This is a genomic window from Amycolatopsis halotolerans, from assembly GCF_042647905.1.
In the GTDB taxonomy this organism is placed as follows: domain Bacteria; phylum Actinomycetota; class Actinomycetes; order Mycobacteriales; family Pseudonocardiaceae; genus Amycolatopsis; species Amycolatopsis halotolerans.
In genome coordinates, this window is sequence record NZ_JBHRWI010000056.1 from 68664 (window position 1) to 91796 (window position 23133).

Consider the following 23133-nt stretch of genomic DNA (forward strand, 5'->3'; position numbering starts at 1 on the left):
CGAGATGGATCCGAAGAAGAAGGCCATCACAGCGGCCGTCGTCGGCACCGCGCTCGGTGTCGGGGGACTGGTTGTCGTGGCGATGCCTGCCTCGGCGGGGGACGCGCCGAAGCTGCCACAGGTCAGCGCGGAGGACTTGGTCCAGTCGGTGGCCACCGCGAAGCCGGTGTCGTTCGACGGCACGGTGACGGTGAGCAACGACCTCGGCCTGCCGAAGATGGCGACCGGCGCGATCCCGGGAGCGGGCGCGCTGGGCATCGACTCGGCGCAGGTGTTCAGCGGCGGCGACGGCAAGACGAAGGTGTCGCTGACCAAGGGGCAGACGCAGGAGACGATCGTCCACAACGGCAACACCGTGTGGGACTACGACTCCAAGACCAACAGCGCCACCAAGACCACGATCCCGGCGGACGTCGCGACCAAGCACAATTCGACCGAGGGCCAGGCCGCCGACCCGTCCACCACGGCCAAGGAACTGCTGGCCAAGGTGCGCGAGAGCAGCAACGTCGCGGTCGACGGCACGGCGACGGTCGCCGACCGCCCGGCGTACGAGCTGGTCCTCACGCCGAAGCCGACCGAACGCACGCTGCTGCGCGAGATCCGCGTCGCGGTCGACTCGCAGACCCGGATGCCGCTGCGGCTTTCGGTGCTGAGCAACGGAACCACCGCCCCGGCGCTGGAGCTGGCGTTCAGCAAGATCGAGTTCGCCGACCAGTCGCCGGACCTGTTCGCCTTCACCCCGCCCAAGGGCGCGAAGGTGACCGAGAAGCAGGCCAAGATCGACGACCGCGACAAGGCGCTCGCGAACGAGGCCAAGCAGGCGACCAAGTTCGTCGGCGACGGGTGGGACACCGTCGTCACCGGCAAGGTGCCCGCGGACCTGATGAAGCCCAAGCAGGCGCAGGGTGACGAAAAGGGCGGCGCGGACGTGCAGAAGATGCTGAGCCGGTTCGCCAAGCGGGTCAACGGCCCGTGGGGCAGCGGCTACCTCTTCACCACGAAGGTGGGCGGCGCGGTACTGACCGACGACGGCCGGTTCGCCGCCGGCGCGGTCCCGGAGCAGGTGCTCTACGAAGCGCTGGGCGCCAAGTGACCAGCATCGTGGTCGAAACCGGGGCGGGCATCTCGGACGAGGTGCCCGCCCCGGCGGTCCCGCTGGCCGCGCGCACCCGAGGGGTGCGCAAGGTCTACCGCAGCACGGTCGCGGTGGACCACGTGGACCTGGACGTTCCCGAGGGCGCCGTGCTCGGCATGCTCGGGCCCAACGGTTCGGGCAAGACGACCACGATCCGGATGCTGCTCGGGCTCGTCCGCCCGACCGCGGGCGAGGTCGAACTGCTCGGCCGGAAGATGCCGGAGGAGTCCGCGCACGCGCTGCCGGACGTCGGCGCGCTGGTCGAGGGGCCGGGCTTCCACCCGTTCCTCTCCGGACGCGACAACCTGCTGCGGTTCGCCGCCGCCGAACCCCGGCTGGCTTCGTCCGCGATCCCCGGCGCGGTCGACTCCGCGCTGGACCGGGTCGGGCTGTCGGTCGCCGCGCGCCGCCGGTACAAGGGCTATTCGCTCGGTATGAAGCAGCGGCTCGGCTTGGCGAGCGCGCTGCTGGTGCCGCGCCGGATGGTCGTGCTCGACGAACCCACCAACGGTCTGGATCCGGCGGGTACCAGGGAGATCCGCCGTATCATCGCCGATCTGCACTCCGACGGCGTGACCGTGGTGGTTTCCTCGCACCTGCTCGCTGAGGTCGAAGCGACCTGTACGCACGTGGCAGTGCTGCAGTCCGGCACGGTGGTCGCGCAAGGCGAGCTGTCGGACCTGCTGGAGTCGGGGAACGCCGCGCTGCTGGTGCGCACCCCGGACGCCGAGCAGGCGGTGGAAACGTTGCGGGAGAACCGGATCGGGGCCCGGCTGACGCCGGACGGCGTCCGCGTCGACCTCACCGCGACGCCTTCGCCGAGGGTGCTGCAGGTGCTCGTGCAAGCGGGCGTCGAGGTGCACGAGGCGACCCGGGCGCGGACCGGGCTGGAGGACCTGTTCGCGCGGCTGACCGAAGGGGAATCGGCGGCTGGCGAAGAAACTGAGGGGGAATCATGACTGCCGCTGCGGTCGCGGTGCCGGTGAGCCGGACCGGACACGACACGGTGCCGTTGCTCCGGCTGATCGCCGCGGAGCTGCGCTGGATTTTCCACCGGCCGCGCACGCTCGCCGTGCTGGGTCTGCTGGCGCTGGTGCCGATCGTGATCGGGATCGGCCTGACATTCGTCGGCCAGAACTCCGGGAGCAACGCGCCGGACGACAGCGGCGGCGCGCTGCTGGTGTCGGCGGTGAACAACGCGTTCGTGCTGCCGATCGCCGCGATGGTCATGACGCTCACGCTGCTGTTGCCGCTCGCCTCCGCGATGGCGGGCGCGGACGCGATCGCCGGCGAGGCCGCGCACGGCACGCTGCGCGGCTGGCTCATCGCGCCGGTGAGCCGGGGACGGCTGCTGACGGTCAAGGCGTTCGGCGTCGCGACGGTGTCCGTGGTCGCGGTGCTCGCGATGTGCGTGACCGGCGTGGCCACCGGGTTGATCATCAACGGCACGGATTCGCTGTTCACGCTGTCGGGCACCACGTTGTCGCTCGGCGAGGCGCTGCTGCGGATCCTGCTCGTCGGCGGCTGGATCGTGCTGCAGCTGTGGGCGGTCGGCGCGATCGCGCTGGCGGTGTCGAGTTTTACCGAGCACCCGATGCTCGTGGTCGCCTCGGTGCTGGCGATGAACATCGTCTTCACGATTCTCGGCTTCCTCAGCTCGCTGAAGGCGGTGCACCCGTTCCTGCTCACGCAGAACTGGACACTCGCCCCGGCCTCGGCCCTGCAGGATCCGATGACGCTGTCGATGATGGGCGAAGGCGCGGTCCGCGCGGCCTGCTACATCGTGGTGGGGCTGTCGATCGCCTACGGACGCCTCGTCACCCGGGACGGCTGACCTGGGGGTTCAGCCCACCACGGCGATCCCGTCCGGATCCGGCTCGAGCTGGACGGGGTCGCCGGCCCGGTAGTCCGCCCCGGCCGGGGCGATCGCGTCCACAGTGGACTCTCCGCAGCGGACGACCAAGCGCAGATGCTCCCGCCGGTGCACCGCGGCGGTTACTTCGCCGAGTACACCTTCTTTGGCGACTTTCAAGCCGTGCGGACGCAGTCCGAGCCTTACCGGGCCGTCGCCCACTCCCGTGATTTCGACAGTGCCCAGCTCGGTCCGCACCACACCGTCGGCCGCGGTGCCGTCCAGGAACGTGGTGACGCCAAGGAATCGCGCCACGTTCTCGTCTACCGGCTTGTTCCACACCGACCGGACCGCGCCCTCCTGCCGGATTTCCCCGGCATCGAGCACCGCCACGCGATCGGCGAGCGTGAACGCTTCCTCCTGATCGTGCGTCACGAGCAGCGCGGTGATCTTGCTGCGCCGCAACAGATCCGCCAGGTCGATGGCCAGCTGCTCGCGGAGTCCAGCGTCCAATCCGGACAGTGGCTCGTCCAGCAGCAGCAAACGCGGTTCCGGAGCCAGCGCGCGAGCCAACGCGACGCGCTGCGCCTGTCCGCCGGACAGCTCAGTCACCCGTCGCCGTTCGTAGCCTTCCAGGCCGACCAGCTTGAGCAGTTCCTCGACGCGCGCCGCGTGCCGTTCTCGAGGCACGCCGTGCATCCGCAGGCCAAACGCGATGTTCGCGGCGACGTCGCGATGCGGAAACAGCTGTCCGTCCTGGAACACCAGACCGAATTCGCGCTTGTGCACCGGCACCGCGGCGAGATCAGTGCCGTCCCAGGACACCGAACCGGACGACACCGGCTCCAGCCCGGTGATCGCGCGCAGCAACGTCGACTTGCCTGAACCGGACGGGCCCAGCAACGCGAGCACCTCGCCGTCGGCGATGTCCAGCCGCGCGTCGCGGACCGCGGCGAAAGATCCATAGTGGACAGTCAAATCCCGTACCGTGAGCGCCATCAGAACTCCCCGACCGTGCTGCGGCCGCGGACCGAACCGAACCGGTCGATCAGCGCCACCGCCGCCACAGTCACCACCATGAGCAGGGCGCACGCGGCGTACGCCATTTGGTTGTTCAGCTCCCCCGGCCTGCTGATCAGCGTCGCGACGGCGACCGGGAGCGTCGGCGCGTCCGGCCGCGCGAGGAAACTGGTCGCGCCGAACTCTCCGAGCGCGACGACGTACCCGAAGCCCGCCGCGGCCACCACCGACCGCGCGACCAGCGGAAAGTCGATCTCCCGCCACACCCGCGCCGGGCTCGCGCCGAGCGTCGCGGCGGCCTGGCGCAGCCGGACATCCACAGCGCGCAGCACCGGCAGGATCATCCGCACCACCAGCGGCATGATCACCAGCGCTTGAGCGAACGGCACGAGCAGCGGCGACGTGCGGAGGTCGCCGGGCAACGCATCGAGCGTCACGAGATAGCCGAAGCCGACGGTCACCGCTGAGACGCCCAGCGGCAGCATCAACGCGACGTCCATGGTTTCGCCCATCCCGCGCGCGAGCCCTCCCGGCGAACGGCGGAGCGCCACCAGCACCACACTCGCGACCAGACCGACAGCCATCGCCAGCAGCGTCGCATCAGTGGCCGCGGCGAGCGAGTTCTGCGCCGCGATCCAGCCGGAGACCTGCAGCGCGTCGTTCTGCCCCACCGTGTTCAGTGCCCGATATCCGGCGAGGCTCCATCCGTCCGAAGTGGACACCGACTCCAGGAGCAGCGAGACGATCGGCGTCAGCAACAGGCCGAGCACCACGACCGCGGCGCTGACCGTCCACCACTCTGCTCCGCGCGGCCGACGCGCGGTGACCTGCGCGGACCGCAGCTTCACCGCGTTCTCTCGCTTCCGACGCGCCATCGCCCCCAGCACCAGCGCAGCGACCACGGCCGCGAACTGGATCAACGACAACGCAGCCGCACCGGAGAGGTCGAGCAGGTCGACTGTCCGGAGATAAATCTCGGTCTCGAGCGTCCGGTAGCTACCGCCGCCGAGAATCAGCACCACGCCGAAACTGGTAGCGCAGAACAGAAACACCACCGCGGCGGCGGACGCGACCGCCGGGCCGAGCGCAGGCAAAGTCACCGACCGGAACGCCCGCCACGGCGACGCACCGAGCGCCCGCGCCGCCTCGGTCGCTCGCGGATCGAGATGCGCCCACAGCCCGGCGACCGTGCGCGCGACGACGGCGACGTTGAAGAACGCGTTGGCCAGCACGAGCGGAAGCACGCCACCGTCCGGCCAGATCGCCCGGAAAGCCAGACCGACGACAACCGTCGGCAGCACGAACGGAACCAGCACGATCGTCCGCGCCAATCCGACGCCCGGCAGCCGGACCCTCGCCAGCAGGTACGCCACCGGCAGCCCGGCGAGCACCGCGACCACCGTCGACGCGGCCGCGCTGGCCAACGTGAACCCGGCGAGCCGCCACGTCTGCGGGTCGCCGAGCACGGTGTCGACGCCGCCCGCGGAGAACCCCCGGCCGACGATCGCGACGACCGGCCAGGCGAAGAACACCACCAGGAACGCGACCGGCAGCAAGCCGAGCAGCGTGAGCCCGATGGTGCGCGCGGGGATCACGCGCCCATGAGCGAGCGCCATTCCCCGATCCACTTCTCCCGGCCAGCCTGCACCTTGTCCGCGGGCATGGTGGCCGGCGTCTGCGGCTGTGGCGCCGCGGTGGCCCAGCCCGCGGGCAGTTCGACGCCCTGGCGCGCCGGGTAGACGTACATGTTGGCCGCGACCGTCGTCTGGAACTGCTGCGACAGCAGGAAGTCGACGACCTTCTGGGCCTGCGGGACCTGCTTGCCGTTGGTGAGCACGCCCGCGTACTCGACCTGGCGGAAGCAGGTGTCGAGCAGGGCCTTGGTGCGCGGCTTGCCGTCCTCGCCGACCTCGGCGGCCGGCGACGAGGCGTAGGACACGACGATCGGCCGCGGGCCCTTGCCCGAGGAGCCGGAGAAGTCCTTGGTGTAGGCCTCCTCCCAGCCGCTGACGGTCTTGAGGCCGTTGTCCTTCAGCTTCTGCCAGTAGCCCTGCCAGCCGTTCTCGCCGTACTTCGCGACCGTGCCGAGCAGGAAAGCCAGCCCCGGCGACGCGGTAGCCGGGCTTTCCGCGACGGTCAGGTCCTTGTACTTGGGGTCGGCGAGGTCGTCGTAGGTCTTCGGCTCCGGGAGGCCCTTGCTCGCGAAGTAGGCCGGGTCGATGTTGACGCAGACGTCGCCGAGGTCGACCGCCGCCAGCCGGTGCTGCGGGTCGACGGAGTAGCGCTGCGGGCCGCGGTCGGCCTCCGGGCTGGTGTAGGGCTGGAAGACGCCCTCGCTGAGCGCGCGCGAGGCGAAGGTGTTGTCGACGCCGTACGCGACGTCGCCGATCGGGCTGCCCTTGGTGAGCACGAGCTTGTTCGTGAGCGCGCCGGCGTCGCCGGACTTGAGGATCTTGAGCTTGATCCCGGACTGGCGCTGGAAGGCGTCGAGCACGTCCTGCGGGGCGGCGAACGAATCGTGCGTGACCAGCGTGACGGTCGGAGTCTGCTGGTCAGAGCTCGCGGACGACCCGCCGGAGTCGCCGCTGGAGAGCGAGCAGGCGCTGGCGAGCACCGAGACCCCTGCGAGACAGGCCACCGTGCGGACGGTCCGCGACATCATTCTTCCCCTCCTGCACTGCGCCGGATGAGGGAGAGCGATACGGCCTCCCTACGCCGGCATGATCCGGATCCAGGTGCGAACGGTCGCGGGTGCGAGGCCCGCCTCTCAGCCCGGCGTACCGGACTCCCGTGGCAATGCCGCAGCGTAGCCGACACCATGGAGTGATGACTCAGCTATTGAACGACTCGGCGGTGGACCAGGCCCTCGGCACCGTTCCGGAGTGGCGGCGCGAGGACGACACCATCGTGCGGACAGTCGAACTTTCGTCCTTCCCGGCGGCGATCGAGGTGGTGGACCGGGTGGCCGTGCTCGCCGAGGAGGCCGACCACCATCCCGACATCGACATCCGCTGGCGCACGCTGACCTTCCGCCTCAGCACCCACTATCTAGGCGGCCTGACCGAACGCGATTTCGCACTCGCCAGGCGGATCGACGAGGTGCTGGCAGCCCGCTGACCAGGTGTGACGTCCGCAACCCTGGCATAACGACCGGCCCCCTCGCGCGTCTCCCGGACAGACGCGACGGAAGGAGCCGGGATGGTCCAGGCACTCGTGGTAGGGATGGGTTCGTTCGGCCTGATGGTGGCCGCCGCGGGCGGGGTGCTGTGGCACACCGCGCGCAACCGGCGTGACCTTGATCACAAGCGGTAACAGTGAGCTAGATCAAGGCGCTATCCCAGCGGAATCATCGGCACTCGCCCCGCTAGGACTCGCCATGAACAGCACATCCGCCCAGCTCACCGCCGCACAGCGCACGTGGGTCGCGGTGTTTTCGACCGCTGTCGTCCTGTTGTCGATGATTGTGCTCGGCCTGCTCGGCTGAGCGTCAGCCGGTTTTCTCGGCGAGTATCCAGACCTGCTTGAGCGGCAGGTCCAGGCGAATGCTCTCCGGCAGCCGCTCGTAGCAGGCGAACAGCTTGTCGAGAAGGACCTCCGCGTTCCGGAGCCGGATGGTGGACCGCTGGGCCGATAGGTATCCGGCACCCGCGACGGTGTCGGTCCCTTACTCGCCGCCCTCGGGCGCGTCAGTACTCGAACCTTCGGCACCGGATTAACGACATCCCCGTCATCGACGGTTCTTGGGCGGCTCCTTCGCCCCGACGATGACATCTTGACCGAGGTATTCCTTGATCAGGTGCTTCAGCTCTGGGCCTTCGATCAGCCGAAGGCGTTCGTTCCGTTGCGCGAAATCATGACCCGCCTTGCCGTAGTACGAGGTGGTGACCATGATGCCCGTCCCCGCCTTCTTGTCCTCCATCGTGCCCCAGAGAGCCCTCACGGCCTCGACAGGAACGCTCTTGACATAGCGTTTGGCCTGGATGACCGCCAGACCACCCATGACCGGGTCTGGATTCACCGCGATGGCGTCGAGGCCGTCATCGCGCGATGCTTGGGTCACCCAGGACTTCATGCCCATCGCTTCGAACAGTTCACGGACGAGGTGCTCGAACTCGTTCGGCGTCTGCTCAACCAGAACTGTGCGGGAATCCAAGCCCGCCGCTACGGAGTGGGCGTCGACGAGGCGAAACCGCGTCAAGTCGGGATCGAAAATCGGCTTCACAGGTTCGACGTCATACGGGTGAGGTGACATCAGAGCATTCAGGTGACGGAGGCACTGCCGCGGCTCCAGCTTGTCGAGCACCAACTCGTCGAACTTCTCCCTGGACGCCGACACAGTGAGCAGACATGGCCGGATCGCCTGACCGGTCGCCCGGTCCGTAGTTGAAAGGTGGCAGTTCACTGTTACCTCGCTGACGAGTCCAGTCGGCGCCGCAGCGAACGTATCTCGCAGCACGAGCAACGCAAGTTGAGCAATGAGGTCGGCATACCTCTGCCGCACGTCGGCAGGTTTTCTCGGCGTCGACTCGATCGTGTCGCGCGCTTTGACATAACGGAACACCGTTTCGGTCGGGATCACCTCCGTGTCCGGCAGCTCGCGAACGACCAGGACCTGACCGCTGTCCGGCCGGTACCCGACCTCTGCCTCCTGAGGAACACCGTCTGGGACTGGCGACGCTTCCAACGCCAGCCGGAGACAACGTTCAACAGCCGCCTGGTCACCGCGGCGGAATGCTTTCAGGAGCGCATCGACCTGTTCGTTGTGCTGATCGACATGCCGCCTTCGCTCCTCCTCGCGGTTCGCATGCCGCTTGCGGCTTTGTTCGAGCTGGGCAAGACGATGCGATTCCCGCTGCCGATGAGCTGCCTGCCCCTGCTCGAATCGGAGGCGAGCTTCCTGGGCCGCCTGGCTATAACGAGCGTCTCCACCGAACATACGGGACAGAAGACCAGGCGCTGGCGGAGCAAAGTCTTCCCAAAGCGGCGGCTGCTCCGCGTCCGACAGTTTTCCCGCCGACAATTCCTCAGCGACGAAGTCAAGGCGCATGCCACGGAAGTCGAGCGGTGTTCGACGCGTCAAGCCCGCGCGCAGGACACTTGCAAGCCTTTCACAGCTTGCTGCGGTCGCCGCCGTGAGCTCTTCTGCTTCCGCGACCCGCTCAGCGAGGTACTGCGCTTTGCGATCACGATCCGCCTGCGCCTCGGCGCGCTTGGCCTCGCGCTGCTGACGATCAGCTTCCCGCTGCTGTTGAGCGATGAATCTCTCCTGAGCTTTCTGCGCTTGCAAGGCTGCTCGGCGCTCACGCTCGCGTCGTTGTTGCCCCTTGCTTTGCGCCATGCCCAGCCCCGCCTCCGCCTCGGCTACCTCTAATTGGGATGTGGCTCGGGAGCAGCAGTAACCCGTTGCCCAGATCGACTTTAGGTTGCCACTCGCGTCTCCACCGCGCGATCACTCGGACGTCGCAAGTCGATTGGTCCTACTGCGCTAGTTTTCGAGCAGAGACTACGAAGAGTGCCTACTTGGACCGAGCGGCTAGCCGCTCTTGCCGGCCCGCGCGCTCCATCGCCCCAAACGACAGCTTCGGATAGCGGCTCCCTTCAACTAACCAATGCGGAACCGCTCCCGATATTCGTTGGGAGTCGTCTTCAGTGTCCGCCGAAAAGACCGATTCAACGTCGAAACAGTGCCGAATCCGCAAGCCCCAGCGATCCGCGATAACGTTTCGTCAGTCGTCTCCAGCCGATGCCGCGCCGCCTCGACCCGCGCGTGCTCGACGTAGGCGGCGGGTGTCATCCCCAGCTCCGCCTTGAAAACCCGCGTGATCTGCCGATCCGTCACATGGGCATGCGCGGCGAGATCGGCGACCGTCAACGGATCCGCCAGATGTGCGGCGATGTGGTGCCGCAACTCATCCACGCGCCGAGTCGCGGACGCGGGTTCCAACGACACGCTGAACTGACTCTGTCCACCCGGCCGCCGCAAAAACATCACCAGCTGACGAGCCACCCTCGACGCTAATTCCGGACCGAAATCGTCGGCCACCAACGCCAGCGCAAGATCAAGACAAGCGCTCAGCCCAGCCCCGGTCCACACCCTGCCGTCGCGAATAAAGATCGGATCCGCGTCGACAGTCACCTCCGGATGCTCCGCAGCCAACTGTCGAGCCGTCGACCAGTGCGTGGTGGCGCGCTTGCCGTCGAGCAGCCCCGCCGCCGCGAGGATGTGCGCTCCGACGCAGACGGACGCCACCCGACGCGTCCGCCCAGCCAGCCGCCGCACCTCCGCGACCACCGCCGGGTCACATCGCGCGACGATCTCCCCGTTCTCCCCGGCCGTCACGGCCCCCGGCACGATCAGCGTGTCAATCGCCTTCCCGGACAACTCCGCGAAGGTCACGTCCGGCAACACCCGCACCCCCGCAGAGGTGGTCACCGGGTCCATCGTCCCGGCCGCGAGCACCACCCGGTACCCCGTCGGCTGGTCCATTTCCCGCTGCAGCAAGGAAAACACCTCAGCGGGCCCGGTCACGTCGAGCAGGTCGATCCGATCGAACAGGACGACGACCAGCAGCCCCTTCATCGCGCTCCTCATGTCGGTTTCTGCGTCTTGCATGTCATTGCCGACATCCACTGCCGAGTCTAGCGTCGATCGTGCGAACCGGAAACGAGAGGAAACCCCCACCATGGCAAGGAAAACGCTGCGGGAGCTGAACGGTCTCGACCAGACCCCGGCGACACTGGCCGACGCGACGCTGATCATGGTCGACTACCAGAACACCTACACCCGCGGCGTGATGGAACTGGACGGCTGGCGTCCGGCGCTGACCGCGGCTCAAGACTTGCTCGCCAAGGCCCGCGCCGCCGGAACAACCGTGATCCACGTAATCAACGACGGCGGCGAAGGCACGCCGTACGACATCCGCGCCGAGATCGGCAGCATCCACCCAGACGTCGCCCCGCTCGACGGTGAGGCGGTCGTCGTCAAGGGCGCGCCGAACTCGTTCGTGAACACCGACCTGGGCTCGCTGGTTGACGAGGCCGGGCACAAGAACGTGGTGATTGCCGGGTTCATGACCAACATGTGCGTCACGTTCACCACCGAGGGGGCTTTCCTGCGCGGCAACCACCCGACCGTCGTCGCCGATGCCTGCGCTACCCGGCCGTTGCTGGCTCCGGCTGGGGAGGTTAGTGCTGAGCAGCTGCATAACAGCGCCTTGGCGACTATCGGAGATCTTTACGGCGTGGTGGTGCCCAGTGTCGCCGAGCTGAACTGACTTGCGTCTTCGGCCTCGGCAGGTCCGCCGTCCTGCCGAGGCTCAAAAGTCGATGAACCCCGCGACAACCTCGCGCACAATCCCGTCGGATCCCGGGGTGCCATAGAAGTAGACCGACCCGTATCCCCAGAGGTACTCGTCGATGACGTCCTCGAGTTCCCCGTCGACCGGCCAGCCCTCTTCGTTGACCTGAAACAGAAACTGATGCCCATCGGCACGCACGGCGTCGGCGTAGCTGGGTTCGTTCTGGATCAGGACCGGTTCATCCGCGATCCGGACCAGCGCGATCGAGTCTTCCTCGTCCGGCATCTCGACGAGCGCCGCCGAACGAAGCCCCGGCCACCCCAGGTTGGTTCGTTTGCCGCGGGGTGCGGGCGCGTGCACCAGGGCGCGCATCGCCATGTCCGGATATTCGAGGTCGCTGTCGCCGATGCCGAATCCGTTGCGCAGCAGGACCGAAATCTCGCTGTCGGGCGCTGTGGGGATAGTCAGCAGATAGCGGTGTGTCTCGAGAAGCGGATGCGCCTCAATCGCCACCGGCGGCGCACCACCGAGGCGACCCCCGTCCTCGCGATCCGGCAAGGAGGGTGTGAAGAGCACGGGCATAGGCGGATCATACGAACTAGGACCGACAAACGGGCTTACCGCAGCGTTCCGGACGGATTTTCACCGTGCTCCAGCTTCCCCGGCAATCGGTCGAAGACCGGGGAAGCCAGCCGCGAAACCGGTCAGACGTTGAAGCGGAACTCCACGACGTCGCCGTCCGTCATCACGTAGTCCTTGCCTTCCATGCGGACCTTGCCCGCCGAACGCGCGGCCGCCATCGAGCCCGCGTCGACGAGGTCCGCGAACGACACGATCTCCGCCTTGATGAAGCCGCGTTCGAAGTCCGTGTGGATGACGCCTGCGGCCTGCGGGGCGGTCGCGCCCTGCGGGATCGTCCAGGCACGGGATTCCTTCGGGCCTGCCGTGAGGTAGGTCTGCAGGCCGAGCGTGTGGAAACCGGCGCGGGCCAGGGCGTTCAGGCCCGGCTCCAGCTGGCCGACGGACTCCAGCAGTTCGCGCACGGACTCCTCGTCGTCCAGCTCCAGAAGTTCGGCTTCGACCTTCGCGTCGAGGAACACCGCGTCCGCCGGCGCGACGAGCTTCGTCAGCTCCTCGCGGCGCGCGTCGTCGGTGAGCACGGCCTCGTCGGCGTTGAAGACGTACAGGAACGGCTTCGTGGTCAGCAGGCTCAGCTCGCGCAGCGCCTCGCCGTCGATGTCCTTCTGCGCCTGGAACAGCGTGCGCCCGGAGTCGAGGATTTCCTTGGCCTTCTGGGCGTTTTCGAGCGCCGGCCGCGCTTCCTTCTTGGTGCGCGCCTCTTTCTCCAGCCGCGGCAGCGCCTTCTCGAGCGTCTGCAGGTCGGCGAGGATCAGCTCGGTGTTGATCGTCTCGATGTCGGACATCGGGTCGATCCGGCCGTCGACGTGCACCACGTCCGGGTCGTCGAACACGCGGATGACCTGGCAGATCGCGTTGGCCTCGCGGATGTTCGCGAGGAACTTGTTGCCGAGCCCCGCGCCCTCGGACGCGCCCTTCACGATGCCCGCGATGTCCACAAAGGACACCACGGCGGGCACGGTCTTCTCCGACGAGAAGATCTCGGCCAGCTGGTCCAGCCGCGGGTCCGGCAGCGGCACGACGCCGACGTTGGGCTCGATCGTGGCGAACGGGTAGTTCGCGGCGAGCACGTCGTTGCGCGTCAGCGCGTTGAACAGGGTGGACTTGCCGACGTTGGGCAGGCCGACGATACCGAGGGTGAGACTCACGGCCGGTAAGTCTACGTGCTCGGCGAAGACCCCCGCCGACCCGGTGAGCGCGGCCGCAACGTCGTGTCGGTTTTCCGCCAGTCAGGGCTCTCACCTGCTGGCATCATCGAAGGCATGGCTACCTCGACCATTCCGATCTGGCGCGACACCGAGCGCTGCTACCGCGCGGTGACCGCCCGCGACCAGCGGTTCGATGGCCAGTTCATCATGGCTGTGCGCACCACGGGCATCTACTGCCGCCCGTCCTGTCCGGCGCTCACGCCGAAGGAGCAGAACGTCCGCTTCTACCCGACGTCGGCAGCCGCGCAGGCCGGTGGTTTCCGCGCGTGCCGCCGCTGTCTCCCGGACGCAGTCCCTGGCTCGCCGGACTGGAACGTGCGCGCCGACCTGGCCGCCCGCGCGATGCGGTTGATCTCGGACGGCCTGGTCGAGCGCGAGGGCGTGCCCGGCTTGGCCCGTCAACTCGGCTACTCGGAACGCCAACTCGGCCGCGTGTTGACAGCTGAGCTTGGCGCGGGCCCGATCCGCCTAGCCCGAGCACACCGCGCCCACTCAGCGCGGTTGCTGATCGAGATGTCGCAGTTGCCGCTCACCGACGTCGCGTTCGCGGCCGGGTTCTCCAGCATCCGGCAGTTCAACGAGACGATCCGCGAGGTGTTCGCGACAACGCCGTCGCAGCTCCGAGCAGCTTCGCTTCGCCGCGGAAACCGCAACGAACCAAGCGGCGCGACGCGGCTCAGCCTTCGCCTCCCGTTCCGCGCCCCGTTCGACGCCGTGGGTGTGCTGAACTACCACGCTTCACGGGCGTTGCCAGGCATCGAAGCCGTCTCGGACGACGGCTACGGCCGCACCTTGCGCCTGCCACACGGCCCGGCGTCGGTGTGGGTCAGCCCGCGCGCCGGCTACGTGCAGTGCGACCTGGCGCTCTCCGACCTGCGCGACTTGAGCAGCGCCGTCAGCCGAGTACGGCGGCTGCTGGACCTGGACGCCGACCCGGAAGCCGTCACCCGCGTGCTTTCCGCCGACGAGTCCCTGGCCCCGCTGGTCGCCGCCACCCCGGGAATCCGCGTGCCAGGCGCCGTCGACGGTCCGGAGGTCCTGCTCCGCGCTCTGCTTGGCGAGGACGTGGCCGACGTGGTCCGGCTTGGCGAGCCAGTTCCGCCCGCCGACCCGCCGATGGACACCCTGACGACCCTCTTCCCGACCCCGTCCGCCATCGCGGCGGCCGACGTAAAACCGCTAGTCAAACAGGTCGCCGCCGCGATCGTCGCCGGTGAACTGGACCTCCACGTAGGCCGGGACGCCGACGAACTGCGCACCGAAATGCTCACGGCCGGCGTCGACCCGGCCACCGCCGACTACGTCGTGATGCGCCTGCTCGGCGCTCCCGACGTCCTGCTGGCCGCAGACCCGGCCGTCCGCCGCGGCGCGGCCGAGCTGGGCATCGACCTGACGACGTCCGCACGCGGCTGGCAGCCGTGGAGTTCGTACGCCAGCCGGTATCTCAGTTCCCGAATCGCTTGAGGAGACTTTTCCCGTGCACACCGCCTTCTGGTCCACTTTGGACACCAAGATCGGCCCGTTCACCGCAGTGGTGGCAGGCGACGGAGCCGTACTGGCCTCCGGCTGGACCGGCGACGTCGCCGAACTGACGCCGCTCATCTCGCCGTCCCTGGCCCCGACGACCCTGACCGAACGCCGCGACCTGGGCCCCGTGACGGCCGCGATCCGCCGCTACCACGGCGGTGACGTCGACGCCGTCGCCGACATCGAGGTACGGCAGCGCTCAGGCCCGTTCCGCGAGCACGCGTGGGAGATGCTGCGCAAAGTCCCGGCAGGCAGCCCGGTGAGCTACGCGGAGTACGCCACCCTCTCGGGCAACCCCTCCGCAGTCCGCGCGGCAGCGACCGCCTGTGCCCGCAACGCAGCGGCCCTGTTCGTGCCTTGCCACCGGGTGGTGAGGACCGGCGGAGCGATCGGCAACTTCCGCTGGGGCGTGAACGCCAAGCGGTGGCTTCTGCACCACGAAGAATCCGCCTGACGGTTTATGCGGCGGCGGAGTCGGGATTGGCCGGACCAAGGTGGCGGGCTTTGCAGAGAGCAACCGGGCGCAGTCGGCGAGCCTGGCTGGCCGAGGGAAGTGGCTGAGCCGAGGCGACGAGTGCGGCGGAGCCCAAAGTGGCGCGCGTTACCGAGGCCGACTGGGCCGCAGCGACAAGCGTTGCCGGAGTGGCTGAGCCGAGGCGACGAGCGTGACGGAGCTGGCTGGGCCACGCTGGTGCGCGTTGCCGAGCCCAACTGGGTCGCGGCGGCGCGCGTAGCCGGGTGGCTGAGCTGACGCGGCAACCGTGGCGGAGCTGGCTGGGCCGGTTATCCAACGGCCACCCGTCTCCGCCAAGGGCACTCAGCTCGGCTCACCACTTCAGTAGCGGCCCACCGGCGGCCTTCAGCGACCAGCCAGCCGCCACCGCGTCGTCGCCCGCTTCCGGGCCAAGCCGTCCGGCCGCGCAGCTAGCTCAGCTCCAGCCGCACCGGCCGGCCGCTCAGCCAGCCCGCTTCCAGCTACGCCGCTTGCCTGCTCTGCCAGCCCACTCCCGGCTATGCCACTTGCCTGTCTTGCCAGCCCACTTCCGACCAAGCCGCCAGCCAGGTCAGTTCCAGCCAAGCCACCCAGCCAGCCCATCAGCAGCCCGGCGCAGGAGCCCCAGCCGTCACCCGGCGCGGGACCGCCCTGGTCTTATCAAGCCATCTGCAGCTCCACTCTCGAACCGGTGCGGGACTTCCGCACTCGCAGCCGCGTGGGGACGCGCTGGCGGAGTTCCTCTACGTGCGACACCAGGCCCACCACGCGGCCGCCGGCGCGGAGTTCGTCGAGGATGTTCATCACCACGTCCAGCGTTTCGGCGTCCAGGGTGCCGAAACCCTCGTCCACGAAGAGCGTGTCGAGCAGCGCACCACCGGTTTCGCCTGCCACCACGTCGGCTAGGCCCAACGCCAGCGAGAGCGACGCGAGGAATGACTCGCCACCCGACAGTGTCTTCGCTGGGCGCACCGCGCCGGAGTAGTCGTCCAGCACGTCGAGGCCGAGGCCGCCCCTCGTGCCGCGTGCACCGGCCGAGGCCGAGTGGACGAAGGAGTAGCGGCCCTGACTCATGGTCCGCAGTCGCGCGGTCGCCGCGAGCGCGACCTCTTCCAGCCGGGCAGCCAGGACATACGAACGCAACGACATCTTCCGCGCGTTCTGCCCTCGACCATTGACCACTTCGGACAGCGCCCGAAGTTCGGCCTGCTCCTCTTCCAACGGCCGCAGCTCCGACAGCGCCGTGCCAAGCCGTCCAGCCAGCTTCACCAGTTCGCGGTGCTGTGCGGAAACCGCTTGCTGCGCGGCAAAAGCGGTATCCGCACGAGCCCGTGTTTCCTTCGCCCGTTCGGCCAACGGCGCGACCTCGACCGCATCGTCCGGCGAGATCCCGAACAGTTCCGGTTGCGCGAGCATCTCCCGAGCACCGGCGGCCATCGCTTCCGCCTCGGCGAGGCCCTGCTCGAGCTTCGTGACCTGCTCGTCGCTGCGGACGGCGGCGCGCATTTCCTCAAGGGTCGAGAACCCCTTGGCATGCAACGAGATCTCGACCAGATCCCGCTGTTCCGCGAGCCGGGACTCCGCTCCGGACACCGCGGTGTGCGCCTCCGCTGACAGGTCGAGCGCTCCGGCGAACGTGAGCAGGTGCTGCCGTCGGGCGGGGACGTCCGGGAATTCTCCCCTGCCCGCGATCAGCCGCTGTTCGCGCTCGGCCATCCGCTCGGCCAAAGCCCGGATCTCGCTGTTCGCCTCGGTGACCGTCTGCTCGGCGAGACGCCGCTGTGCCGTCAGTTGCTCGGCACCGCGCTCCAGTTCGGCGACCTTCCCGTTCAGCTGGTCTTTGCGCTGCGCCTTTCCGGAGAGTTCCGCGACGACCGTGCGGGCTTCGGCCAGCGCTACCGCGATCTCCTCCGCAGTGCGTCCGTCCAGCCGCTCCCGCAAGGAGACGACCCGAGCCTTCACCTCTTCCAACGCGGACACCACTCGCTGGCGCAACGCCGACGCCTTCTGCTCGGCTTCTTCGGCAGCGCGTTCTTCGGCCGCGTCAACCAACGGCGCGTCATGGTTCGCCGGTGCCGGATGTTCGGCCGACCCGCACACCGGACACGCCGTTCCATCGACCAGGCCAACAGCCAACTCGGCTGCCATGCCGTCGAGACGCCGTTCGCGGAGGTCGAGCCGACGTTGCCGAGCCGTCTGGTGCTCGTCCACCACTTCACGCAGTTTCGCTTCGCCACGCTCGACCCTGGCTTCAGCTGGCGGCAGCTCCTCGGCCGCACGAGTGAGCGCCGTCAGCTCGTCGACGCGGGATTTGGCACCGTCCAGCTTCGCCGCCGCTTCTCCGGCCACGGTCGCTTCGGTACGCGCAGCGGCGATGAGTCCGGGCAACTTGTCCAGCCGCTCCGCAAGCCCGGCAACCTGCTCGGCGGCTTTCTTCGCGACTTTTTGCCGCTCCGCACGGCGTTGCTCGTCGCTCTTCTGCTGGGTCGCCTCCGCGGCCAATTCGGCGAGAGCGCCCGCTTCCTCGCGAACGGAGCCCGCGCGCTCGCGAAGGTCGGCGACAGCGAGCCCGACCGCATCGAAACCGAGGTCGGCGAGGTCCCGGATCCGGTCTGCCACCAGCACTTGCGCGTCGCCGAGTTCGGCCGTGCGCCGGTCCATCAACTCGGCCTCGGGCACCACTGCGGCAGCGCGCCGAGCTGCCGCGATCTCTTCCGTCCACTCGGCACGTTCAGTCGCCTGCTCGGCGATCTGCGTCAGCCGGGTGTGCGCGGTGCGGACCCGGCGGATCTTGTCCGCGTCTTCTTCCGCCTCGCGAAGCGCGACCTCAGCGGACTTCGCCGCCGAACGTGCCTGCGCTGCCTCGGTTTCCGCCGCCTCGGCCCGGGCGGCGATCTCGGTCAGGACAGCCTCGACCCACTCCGGCTGCCCCTCCTCCGGCGGTTCCTGCTGCGCTTCCTGCGCGTAGCGGGCGAGCAGCTCACGGACCTCTTGCTGCCGCTTTTCCAGCGCACGGCCGCGTTCCGCGCGAAGGTCCGCGAACCAGCGCTCGACGTCGGAGAACCGTTCGGTGCCGAAAAGCCGTTCCAGCAGCTTCTCGCGCTCCGTGGTGTCGCTGCGGAGGAACTTCGCGAATTCTCCTTGCGGCAGCAGCACAACCTGGAAGAACTGCGCCGCCGTCATGCCCAGCAGCCGCTCGACGGTGCGCGCCACCTCGTCGATGCGGATGCTTCCGTCCGGCGGCAGCCCGGCAGGCGGTTCGCCGACCCAGGTGAGCGAGACCCGGGCCTGCTGCGTGGTGAATCCGTCGCCGCGTTTCTTCGGCCGCTGGTATTCCGGGCCGCGCACGATCCGCAGCCGCTGCCCCTGCACGGTCAGCTCCAGCACGACCTCAGTCTGCCGATCGCGTTCGGCGAGATCGCACCGCAACCGCTTGACGTCGCCGCGCGCGCCTGGAACCACGCCGAACAACGCGAACGCGATCGCGTCGAGCAGCGTGGTCTTGCCCGCGCCGGTGTCGCCGTGGAGAAGAAACAGACCGTCGGCGCCGAGGGCGTCGAAGTCCACCACCTCTCGACCCGCGTAGGGGCCGAAGGCTTCCACCTCCAGCAGATGCAGTCTCACAGCTTCTCCACCGCCGTCCGGTTTGCTGCTTCGAGCGCCAGGTGCACCAGCCGCTCCTCGCGTTCGGTCGGCGGGGCACCGCGGCAGTCGTCGAGAAAACTGCGCGCGATCTCGATGTCACTGCGCCCGCGAACGGCCTCGGCGTACTTCAGTTCGGTGCCGGCGGCCCCGCCGTCTGGCCGCCAATCCATGCGCACCGCATAGGGAAAGCGGTCCTGCAGCAACCGCATCGCATCGATCGGACGGACTCGATCAGTGACGGTGACCGAGAGGAAATGCTCGCGCCATTGCTCGTGTTCCGGGTCCTCCAGCAAAGCGGCGAGTTCGCCGGAGAGGGTCGCGAGAGGACGCGGCACCGGCAGTTCGTGCCGACGGACCTCGGCGAGACCGTTCGCGTCGAGATCCACGAACCACACCGATTTCCGTTGCCGCGCTTCGGAAAACGAGTACGCCAGCGGGCTTCCGGAGTACCGGAGGTGTTCCGCGAGCGTCTGCGGACCGTGCAGGTGGCCGAGCGCGACATAGTCCACGCCGTCGAACACCGAGCCGGGAACCTGCTCGACGCCGCCGACCGCGATGGTGCGCTCCGATTCGCTGGCCTCGCCGCCGGTGACGAAAGCGTGTGCCAGCACTATGGATCGCGTTCCCGGACGACTGGCCAGGTCGTCGCGCACCCGCCGCATCGCCTCGCCGAGCACGCCGGTGTGGCCGCGCGCCTCCGGCACGCCCAGCGCGTGCCGCGACGGCTCGGGTTCGAGATACGGGATGCCGTAGAACGCGACCGCGCCGTGTTCGTCGTGCAGCACAACGGGTTCCGCGATGCCTTCGACGGTCGCGCGGACGTGCAGCCCGCCCGCCGCCGCGAATTCGGCGAACGCGCCGAGCCGCGCGGCCGAATCGTGGTTGCCCGGCGTGATCACGAGCTCCGCGCCGGCCCGGCGGATGCGGGTCATCGCGGCCGTGGCGACGCGGACAGCTTCGGCGGACGGCACCGCTCGGTCGTAAATGTCACCGGCCACCACCACGACGTCGACCGACTCGCGGTCGACGAGTTCGGCGATGTGCGTGAGGGCGGCCTCCTGTTCGGTAAGCAGATCGGCGCCGTGGAACGTGCGGCCGATGTGCCAATCAGAGGTATGGAGGACTCTCACGGCGACCACGTTAGGAGCAGACCCCGACGAAATCCCGTAGGCACGCCGTTGCCCCACTCGAACGTGTGTACGAAGCCGATCAGGTCCACGGGGGACACGCCCAGCATCGAATCTGCAAAGTCGCAGGTCAGCTACGCAGCGCGACCGTGGGTGCCGGTTTTTGTCGGTGGGGTCCGCCATGATGTCTCGCGTCCGGACACCCGACGGACCCGACGGAGAGGAGGACCGGGTGGAGACGGTGATCACCACCGCGGCCATCGTGCTCGCGCTGCTCCTGTGCGTCGCGGTCGTCGTGCTTTGGCGGCTGTACAACGACGGAATGCGCCGTGCCGACGCGGCCGCGCGGCTCGTGGCGGCGGAGCGCGCGAAAGGCGACCAGCAGCAACTCGCGCTGCGCCGGTACGAGGTGGCGTTCGCGTCGATCCACGGCCGCGGCGAGCTCGGCGAACAGGTGCTCGCGGAAACCGCGCGCGCACTCGGACTGCGGGAGGGACTGCACTTCACCCTGCAGACCGATCTGGGCGGCGGCGGAAGCGCGAAGCCCGACCTGGTGCTGAATGTCGGCGGCGGCCGGGCGGTACCGGTCGACGCGAAGGCGAGCATGGCCATCTGGGCGGAGGCGGTCGAGACCGACGACCCAGAAGAACGGCTCGACGCGTTGCGCGTCCACGTCCGGCAGTTGCGCTCCCGCGCGGCGGAACTGGCGGGCAAGGGCTACCAGCGCTGGGCGGACGCGATCTACGGCACCGTCATGTTCGTCCCGTCCGACGCGGCCGTGGTCGCCGCTCTCGACACCGATCCCGAACTGCTGCGCTGGCTGATCGACCGCCGCGTATTCCTGTGCGGCCCCACGGGATTCGGGGTGCTCGCGTCGGCGGCGCTGTTCGCCGCCAGCGACCGGGCGCTCGTCGAGGACGTCGAGCAAGTCCGCGCGGGCGCCGCCGCCGCACACCGGGCCGCGGGCAATGCGGTCGAAGCGCTGAACCTGTCCACAACGCACCTTCAGCGCTTTGTTTCGGCCCGACGCCGGGAACTCGAGGCATTGGAGTCGTTCCGCGCGACGGTCGCGCCGCTCACCGACGCGTCGGGCAGTCCGGCACCGGTGCCGCAGCTTCGGAAGGGAGACGAGGTGGCAGCTGGTTGAGGTTGCGGCGCGACGGCCGCGGGCTCGACAGTCGCGATCGGACGATCGGCGGCGTGCTCTCGCGGGATGCGACTGACAACGTGGCTTGGCGGACGGGCGGACGGGCGGGCGTAGCGGCACGTTCCCGACGGCGCGACGTTCGGCGGGCACGGCCGCCAGCTCGCTCCTAGGCAGACAGTCCGGCTGCTCGGCCTCTTGCGCGCGGGCATGCTTAGGCAGTCGCTTCTGCCGAACGAGCGTCCGCAGCGCGATCCGGTGGAGCGAGCCCGGCAGCGGTACCGGCCGGGTGTCCTGACTCCACTCGGTTCGGGCGTTGCCGTGAGCGGTGGCGCATCGCGGTGACGCGGCAGGCGTCCAAGCTGCGCTGAACGCCGTCCCAGCGAGCGGGCAGTCCGTGATCACGCGTCGACGGCCGAGTCGATGGGTTGGGCCGTGGTTTTGGTCCGCCGCTGTCGGCGGCTTGCCGCGGCTCCCAGCGGGTGCTGCGACGCACGTCGGACGGACGAGTGCCGGAGTCCGGATTGCCCAGAACGAACGGCGAAGTCCAGGTTGGACTCTGCCGTCGCGGCGAGCGAAAGGGCAGGGTTGCGACGTCGCGCGGGCAGGATCCGGAGGCTCAGGCGGTTCGCGGGAACGTCAATTCCCGGTCAAGTTCCAGAACGGCGAATGTTCCGGAACAGGACCGGCGGCGCCGCCGTTGCCGGGGTCGGCCGGTGGCATAGCCTGGGGCCAGCGCAGGGCCGGGAATCGGGCAGTCAGACCATACCGTCGGTATCACCGCTGGTCAGAGGTCTGGTCCACGGGTTCCCCGTCCGGCGGAGCGGGGCGGGCAGGCCGTACCGCGAGTACCGCTCGACCGAACGAAATGTCATGCGGTCGAGTGGCTGCTTCGTGCTGTCCTCGGCAGTGCCAACAAGATCGTGACAAGTACGGGCTACGGTGTGCCTCGTGACCGCGATACGCGATCGCCAGAGCGATCCCGATGCCGATGACGCCCCCGTGCCGTGGGACGAGCGTCTCGTCGTCGGCACGAGGCGCGGCCTGCCCTGGTGGGCGGCTGTGCTCGTGGGCTTCGGCTTGGCAGTGCTCGGCGCCATCATCGACGAGAAGTCCACCGGCAGCCTCGGTTTTGTTTTCAAGGCGGGCTACTTCCTCGGGGCCGTGATCGCGGTCGGCGCGGTGCAAAGACGCGGGCTGTTCGGTCCGATGGTGCAGCCGCCGCTGGTGCTCGCCGTTACCGTGCCGGGCGTGGTGCTGCTGACCGGCGGGGGTTCGGAGGCCAGCGACACCCTGTCGAAGCTCCTCAACATCGGGCAGCCGCTGATCAAGGGCTTCCCGACGATGGCGGTCACCACCGGCGTCACGTTGCTGTTCGGCTTCTTCCGGATCTATCGCGAACGCGACCCGGACGCGCCCGTCAAGATCAAGGACGGCAAGCTGCCGCGCAACCGGGACGAGGACGACGACAAAGCCGCGAGCCGTCCGCGCTCGCGGCCTCCTGCCGGGCGCACCGGGCAGACGCCGCCTCCGGGCAACCGTCGCCGTCCGCCGCGGGATCTCGACGCTCCGCCGCCGCGACGTCCGCGTCCGCCGTCCGACCCGGGGGCCCGTCCTCGGCGCGAGCCAATGGATCCGAACGCCCCGCGCGGTGGCCGCAAGCCGCCGCCAGAGGGCCGTCGTCCGCGGCCGCCGGAAGGGGATCCACGCCGTCGTGATCCGCGGGGCGACGCACCGCCGCCGCGTCGTCGGCCGCGCGGGGACGAACCGCCGCCCGGGCGTCCGCGTCCGCCTCGCCGGGAACCGCCGCGCCGCCAGCGTCCTTGGGACGACGAGGGCTGAGCCAGCGCGGAATCCTCGCGCCAGGCGCGGTCGCGGTCCGCGGCTAGACACAGGCAAACGAAAAGGCCGCCGATCCCTTAACCGGGATCGGCGGCCTTTTCGTTGTGGTGCAAAGAAATCTCTAGCCTCAGGTCGGCAGCTGCGCGGGCCCTGACGGCTTCTCGGCGCAACGGCCGGGATTCCTCACGACCTCTCCGCACAGC

Annotated in this window: 18 protein-coding genes and 1 riboswitch; of the genes, 9 read left to right on the forward strand and 9 right to left on the reverse strand. The window is 68.9% G+C overall.

Annotated features, from left to right (window positions below; translation table 11 throughout):
- The first annotated feature begins 4 nt into the window (after positions 1-4).
- The 3 genes from ACFORO_RS37350 to ACFORO_RS37360 are packed head-to-tail and all read left to right on the forward strand — an operon-like array spanning position 5 to position 2969.
- Positions 5-1093 (forward strand): LolA family protein, encoded by a 1089-nt coding sequence (locus ACFORO_RS37350; RefSeq protein WP_377873191.1) that lies wholly within the window; start codon positions 5-7, stop codon positions 1091-1093.
- Positions 1090-2094 carry an ABC transporter ATP-binding protein gene (locus ACFORO_RS37355; protein WP_377873192.1) on the forward strand — a complete coding sequence of 335 codons (1005 nt, stop codon included), beginning with the start codon at positions 1090-1092 and terminating at the stop codon, positions 2092-2094. The genes ACFORO_RS37350 and ACFORO_RS37355 overlap by 4 nt, the downstream gene beginning before the upstream one ends.
- Positions 2091-2969, forward strand: a complete 879-nt coding sequence (locus ACFORO_RS37360; RefSeq protein WP_354740092.1) for an ABC transporter permease — start codon at positions 2091-2093, stop codon at positions 2967-2969. The genes ACFORO_RS37355 and ACFORO_RS37360 overlap by 4 nt, the downstream gene beginning before the upstream one ends.
- Before the next feature lie 9 nt (positions 2970-2978).
- Here the strand turns inward: ACFORO_RS37360 and ACFORO_RS37365 are convergent, their stop codons facing one another.
- The 3 genes from ACFORO_RS37365 to ACFORO_RS37375 are packed head-to-tail and all read right to left on the reverse strand — an operon-like array spanning position 2979 to position 6666.
- The gene (locus ACFORO_RS37365) at positions 2979-3986 is read right to left on the reverse strand and encodes an ABC transporter ATP-binding protein (RefSeq protein WP_377873193.1); all 1008 of its coding nucleotides are present in this window, start codon (positions 3984-3986) and stop codon (positions 2979-2981) included.
- On the reverse strand, positions 3986-5623 hold the full coding sequence (locus ACFORO_RS37370) for an ABC transporter permease (RefSeq protein WP_377873194.1): 1638 nt from the start codon (positions 5621-5623) through the stop codon (positions 3986-3988). The genes ACFORO_RS37365 and ACFORO_RS37370 overlap by 1 nt, the downstream gene beginning before the upstream one ends.
- The gene (locus tag ACFORO_RS37375; protein ID WP_354740358.1) at positions 5599-6666 is read right to left on the reverse strand and encodes a thiamine ABC transporter substrate-binding protein; all 1068 of its coding nucleotides are present in this window, start codon (positions 6664-6666) and stop codon (positions 5599-5601) included. The genes ACFORO_RS37370 and ACFORO_RS37375 overlap by 25 nt, the downstream gene beginning before the upstream one ends.
- A 31-nt stretch (positions 6667-6697) precedes the next feature.
- Positions 6698-6809, reverse strand: a riboswitch (TPP riboswitch).
- Positions 6810-6833: 24 nt separating this feature from the next.
- Between ACFORO_RS37375 and ACFORO_RS37380 the strand changes: the two genes are divergently transcribed.
- Positions 6834-7124, forward strand: a complete 291-nt coding sequence (locus ACFORO_RS37380) for a 4a-hydroxytetrahydrobiopterin dehydratase (RefSeq protein ID WP_354740098.1) — start codon at positions 6834-6836, stop codon at positions 7122-7124.
- Positions 7125-7734: 610 nt separating this feature from the next.
- On the opposite strand, the gene ACFORO_RS37385 is transcribed toward ACFORO_RS37380, so the two are convergent.
- Together ACFORO_RS37385 and ACFORO_RS37390 are read right to left on the reverse strand one after the other, a co-directional pair.
- Entirely contained in the window at positions 7735-9345 is a 1611-nt protein-coding gene (locus tag ACFORO_RS37385; RefSeq protein WP_377873195.1) for a restriction endonuclease, read from the reverse strand.
- A 264-nt stretch (positions 9346-9609) separates the two neighbouring features.
- The gene (locus ACFORO_RS37390; RefSeq protein ID WP_377873196.1) at positions 9610-10587 is read right to left on the reverse strand and encodes a GlxA family transcriptional regulator; all 978 of its coding nucleotides are present in this window, start codon (positions 10585-10587) and stop codon (positions 9610-9612) included.
- A 103-nt stretch (positions 10588-10690) separates the two neighbouring features.
- On the opposite strand from ACFORO_RS37390, the gene ACFORO_RS37395 reads away from it, so the two are divergent.
- Positions 10691-11281, forward strand: coding sequence for a cysteine hydrolase family protein (locus tag ACFORO_RS37395; protein WP_377873197.1), 591 nt, complete (start codon positions 10691-10693; stop codon positions 11279-11281).
- A 42-nt stretch (positions 11282-11323) separates the two neighbouring features.
- Here the strand turns inward: ACFORO_RS37395 and ACFORO_RS37400 are convergent, their stop codons facing one another.
- Positions 11324-11887 carry a hypothetical protein gene (locus tag ACFORO_RS37400; protein ID WP_377873198.1) on the reverse strand — a complete coding sequence of 188 codons (564 nt, stop codon included), beginning with the start codon at positions 11885-11887 and terminating at the stop codon, positions 11324-11326.
- A 122-nt stretch (positions 11888-12009) separates the two neighbouring features.
- Entirely contained in the window at positions 12010-13092 is a 1083-nt protein-coding gene (gene ychF, locus ACFORO_RS37405) for a redox-regulated ATPase YchF (RefSeq protein ID WP_377873199.1), read from the reverse strand.
- A gap of 114 nt (positions 13093-13206) precedes the next feature.
- Between ychF and ACFORO_RS37410 the strand changes: the two genes are divergently transcribed.
- On the forward strand, positions 13207-14616 hold the full coding sequence (locus tag ACFORO_RS37410) for a DNA-3-methyladenine glycosylase 2 family protein (protein ID WP_377873200.1): 1410 nt from the start codon (positions 13207-13209) through the stop codon (positions 14614-14616).
- Between the two features lie 13 nt (positions 14617-14629).
- A complete protein-coding gene (locus ACFORO_RS37415) occupies positions 14630-15133 on the forward strand; it encodes a methylated-DNA--[protein]-cysteine S-methyltransferase (protein ID WP_354740114.1) in 504 nt (167 codons plus the stop codon).
- A 699-nt stretch (positions 15134-15832) separates the two neighbouring features.
- On the opposite strand, the gene ACFORO_RS37420 is transcribed toward ACFORO_RS37415, so the two are convergent.
- Both ACFORO_RS37420 and ACFORO_RS37425 read right to left on the reverse strand, forming a co-directional pair.
- Entirely contained in the window at positions 15833-18796 is a 2964-nt protein-coding gene (locus tag ACFORO_RS37420) for an AAA family ATPase (RefSeq protein WP_377873201.1), read from the reverse strand.
- A complete protein-coding gene (locus tag ACFORO_RS37425; protein WP_377873202.1) occupies positions 18793-19947 on the reverse strand; it encodes an exonuclease SbcCD subunit D in 1155 nt (384 codons plus the stop codon). Before ACFORO_RS37425 ends, ACFORO_RS37420 begins: the two co-directional genes overlap by 4 nt.
- A 229-nt stretch (positions 19948-20176) precedes the next feature.
- Here ACFORO_RS37425 and rmuC point away from each other — a divergent pair, with 229 nt between their 5' ends.
- Positions 20177-21091: a DNA recombination protein RmuC gene (gene rmuC, locus ACFORO_RS37430; RefSeq protein ID WP_116202704.1), complete on the forward strand. Its 915-nt coding sequence runs from the start codon at positions 20177-20179 to the stop codon at positions 21089-21091.
- 948 nt (positions 21092-22039) lie between these two features.
- Positions 22040-22930: a DUF6542 domain-containing protein gene (locus ACFORO_RS37435; protein WP_354740120.1), complete on the forward strand. Its 891-nt coding sequence runs from the start codon at positions 22040-22042 to the stop codon at positions 22928-22930.
- The last annotated feature ends 203 nt before the right edge of the window (positions 22931-23133 follow it).

What these genes read in the sequence shown, in the direction of transcription:
- ACFORO_RS37350 (WP_377873191.1), top strand. Translation starts at nt 5, where the DNA reads ATGGATCCGAAGAAGAAGGCCATCACAGCGGCCGTCGTCGGCACCGCG.
- ACFORO_RS37360 (WP_354740092.1), top strand. Translation starts at nt 2,091, where the DNA reads ATGACTGCCGCTGCGGTCGCGGTGCCGGTGAGCCGGACCGGACACGAC.
- ACFORO_RS37365 (WP_377873193.1), bottom strand. Translation starts at nt 3,986, where the DNA reads ATGGCGCTCACGGTACGGGATTTGACTGTCCACTATGGATCTTTCGCC.
- ACFORO_RS37370 (WP_377873194.1), bottom strand. Translation starts at nt 5,623, where the DNA reads ATGGCGCTCGCTCATGGGCGCGTGATCCCCGCGCGCACCATCGGGCTC.
- ACFORO_RS37375 (WP_354740358.1), bottom strand. Translation starts at nt 6,666, where the DNA reads ATGTCGCGGACCGTCCGCACGGTGGCCTGTCTCGCAGGGGTCTCGGTG.
- ACFORO_RS37380 (WP_354740098.1), top strand. Translation starts at nt 6,834, where the DNA reads ATGACTCAGCTATTGAACGACTCGGCGGTGGACCAGGCCCTCGGCACC.
- ACFORO_RS37385 (WP_377873195.1), bottom strand. Translation starts at nt 9,345, where the DNA reads ATGGCGCAAAGCAAGGGGCAACAACGACGCGAGCGTGAGCGCCGAGCA.
- ACFORO_RS37390 (WP_377873196.1), bottom strand. Translation starts at nt 10,587, where the DNA reads ATGAAGGGGCTGCTGGTCGTCGTCCTGTTCGATCGGATCGACCTGCTC.
- ACFORO_RS37395 (WP_377873197.1), top strand. Translation starts at nt 10,691, where the DNA reads ATGGCAAGGAAAACGCTGCGGGAGCTGAACGGTCTCGACCAGACCCCG.
- ACFORO_RS37400 (WP_377873198.1), bottom strand. Translation starts at nt 11,887, where the DNA reads ATGCCCGTGCTCTTCACACCCTCCTTGCCGGATCGCGAGGACGGGGGT.
- ACFORO_RS37410 (WP_377873200.1), top strand. Translation starts at nt 13,207, where the DNA reads ATGGCTACCTCGACCATTCCGATCTGGCGCGACACCGAGCGCTGCTAC.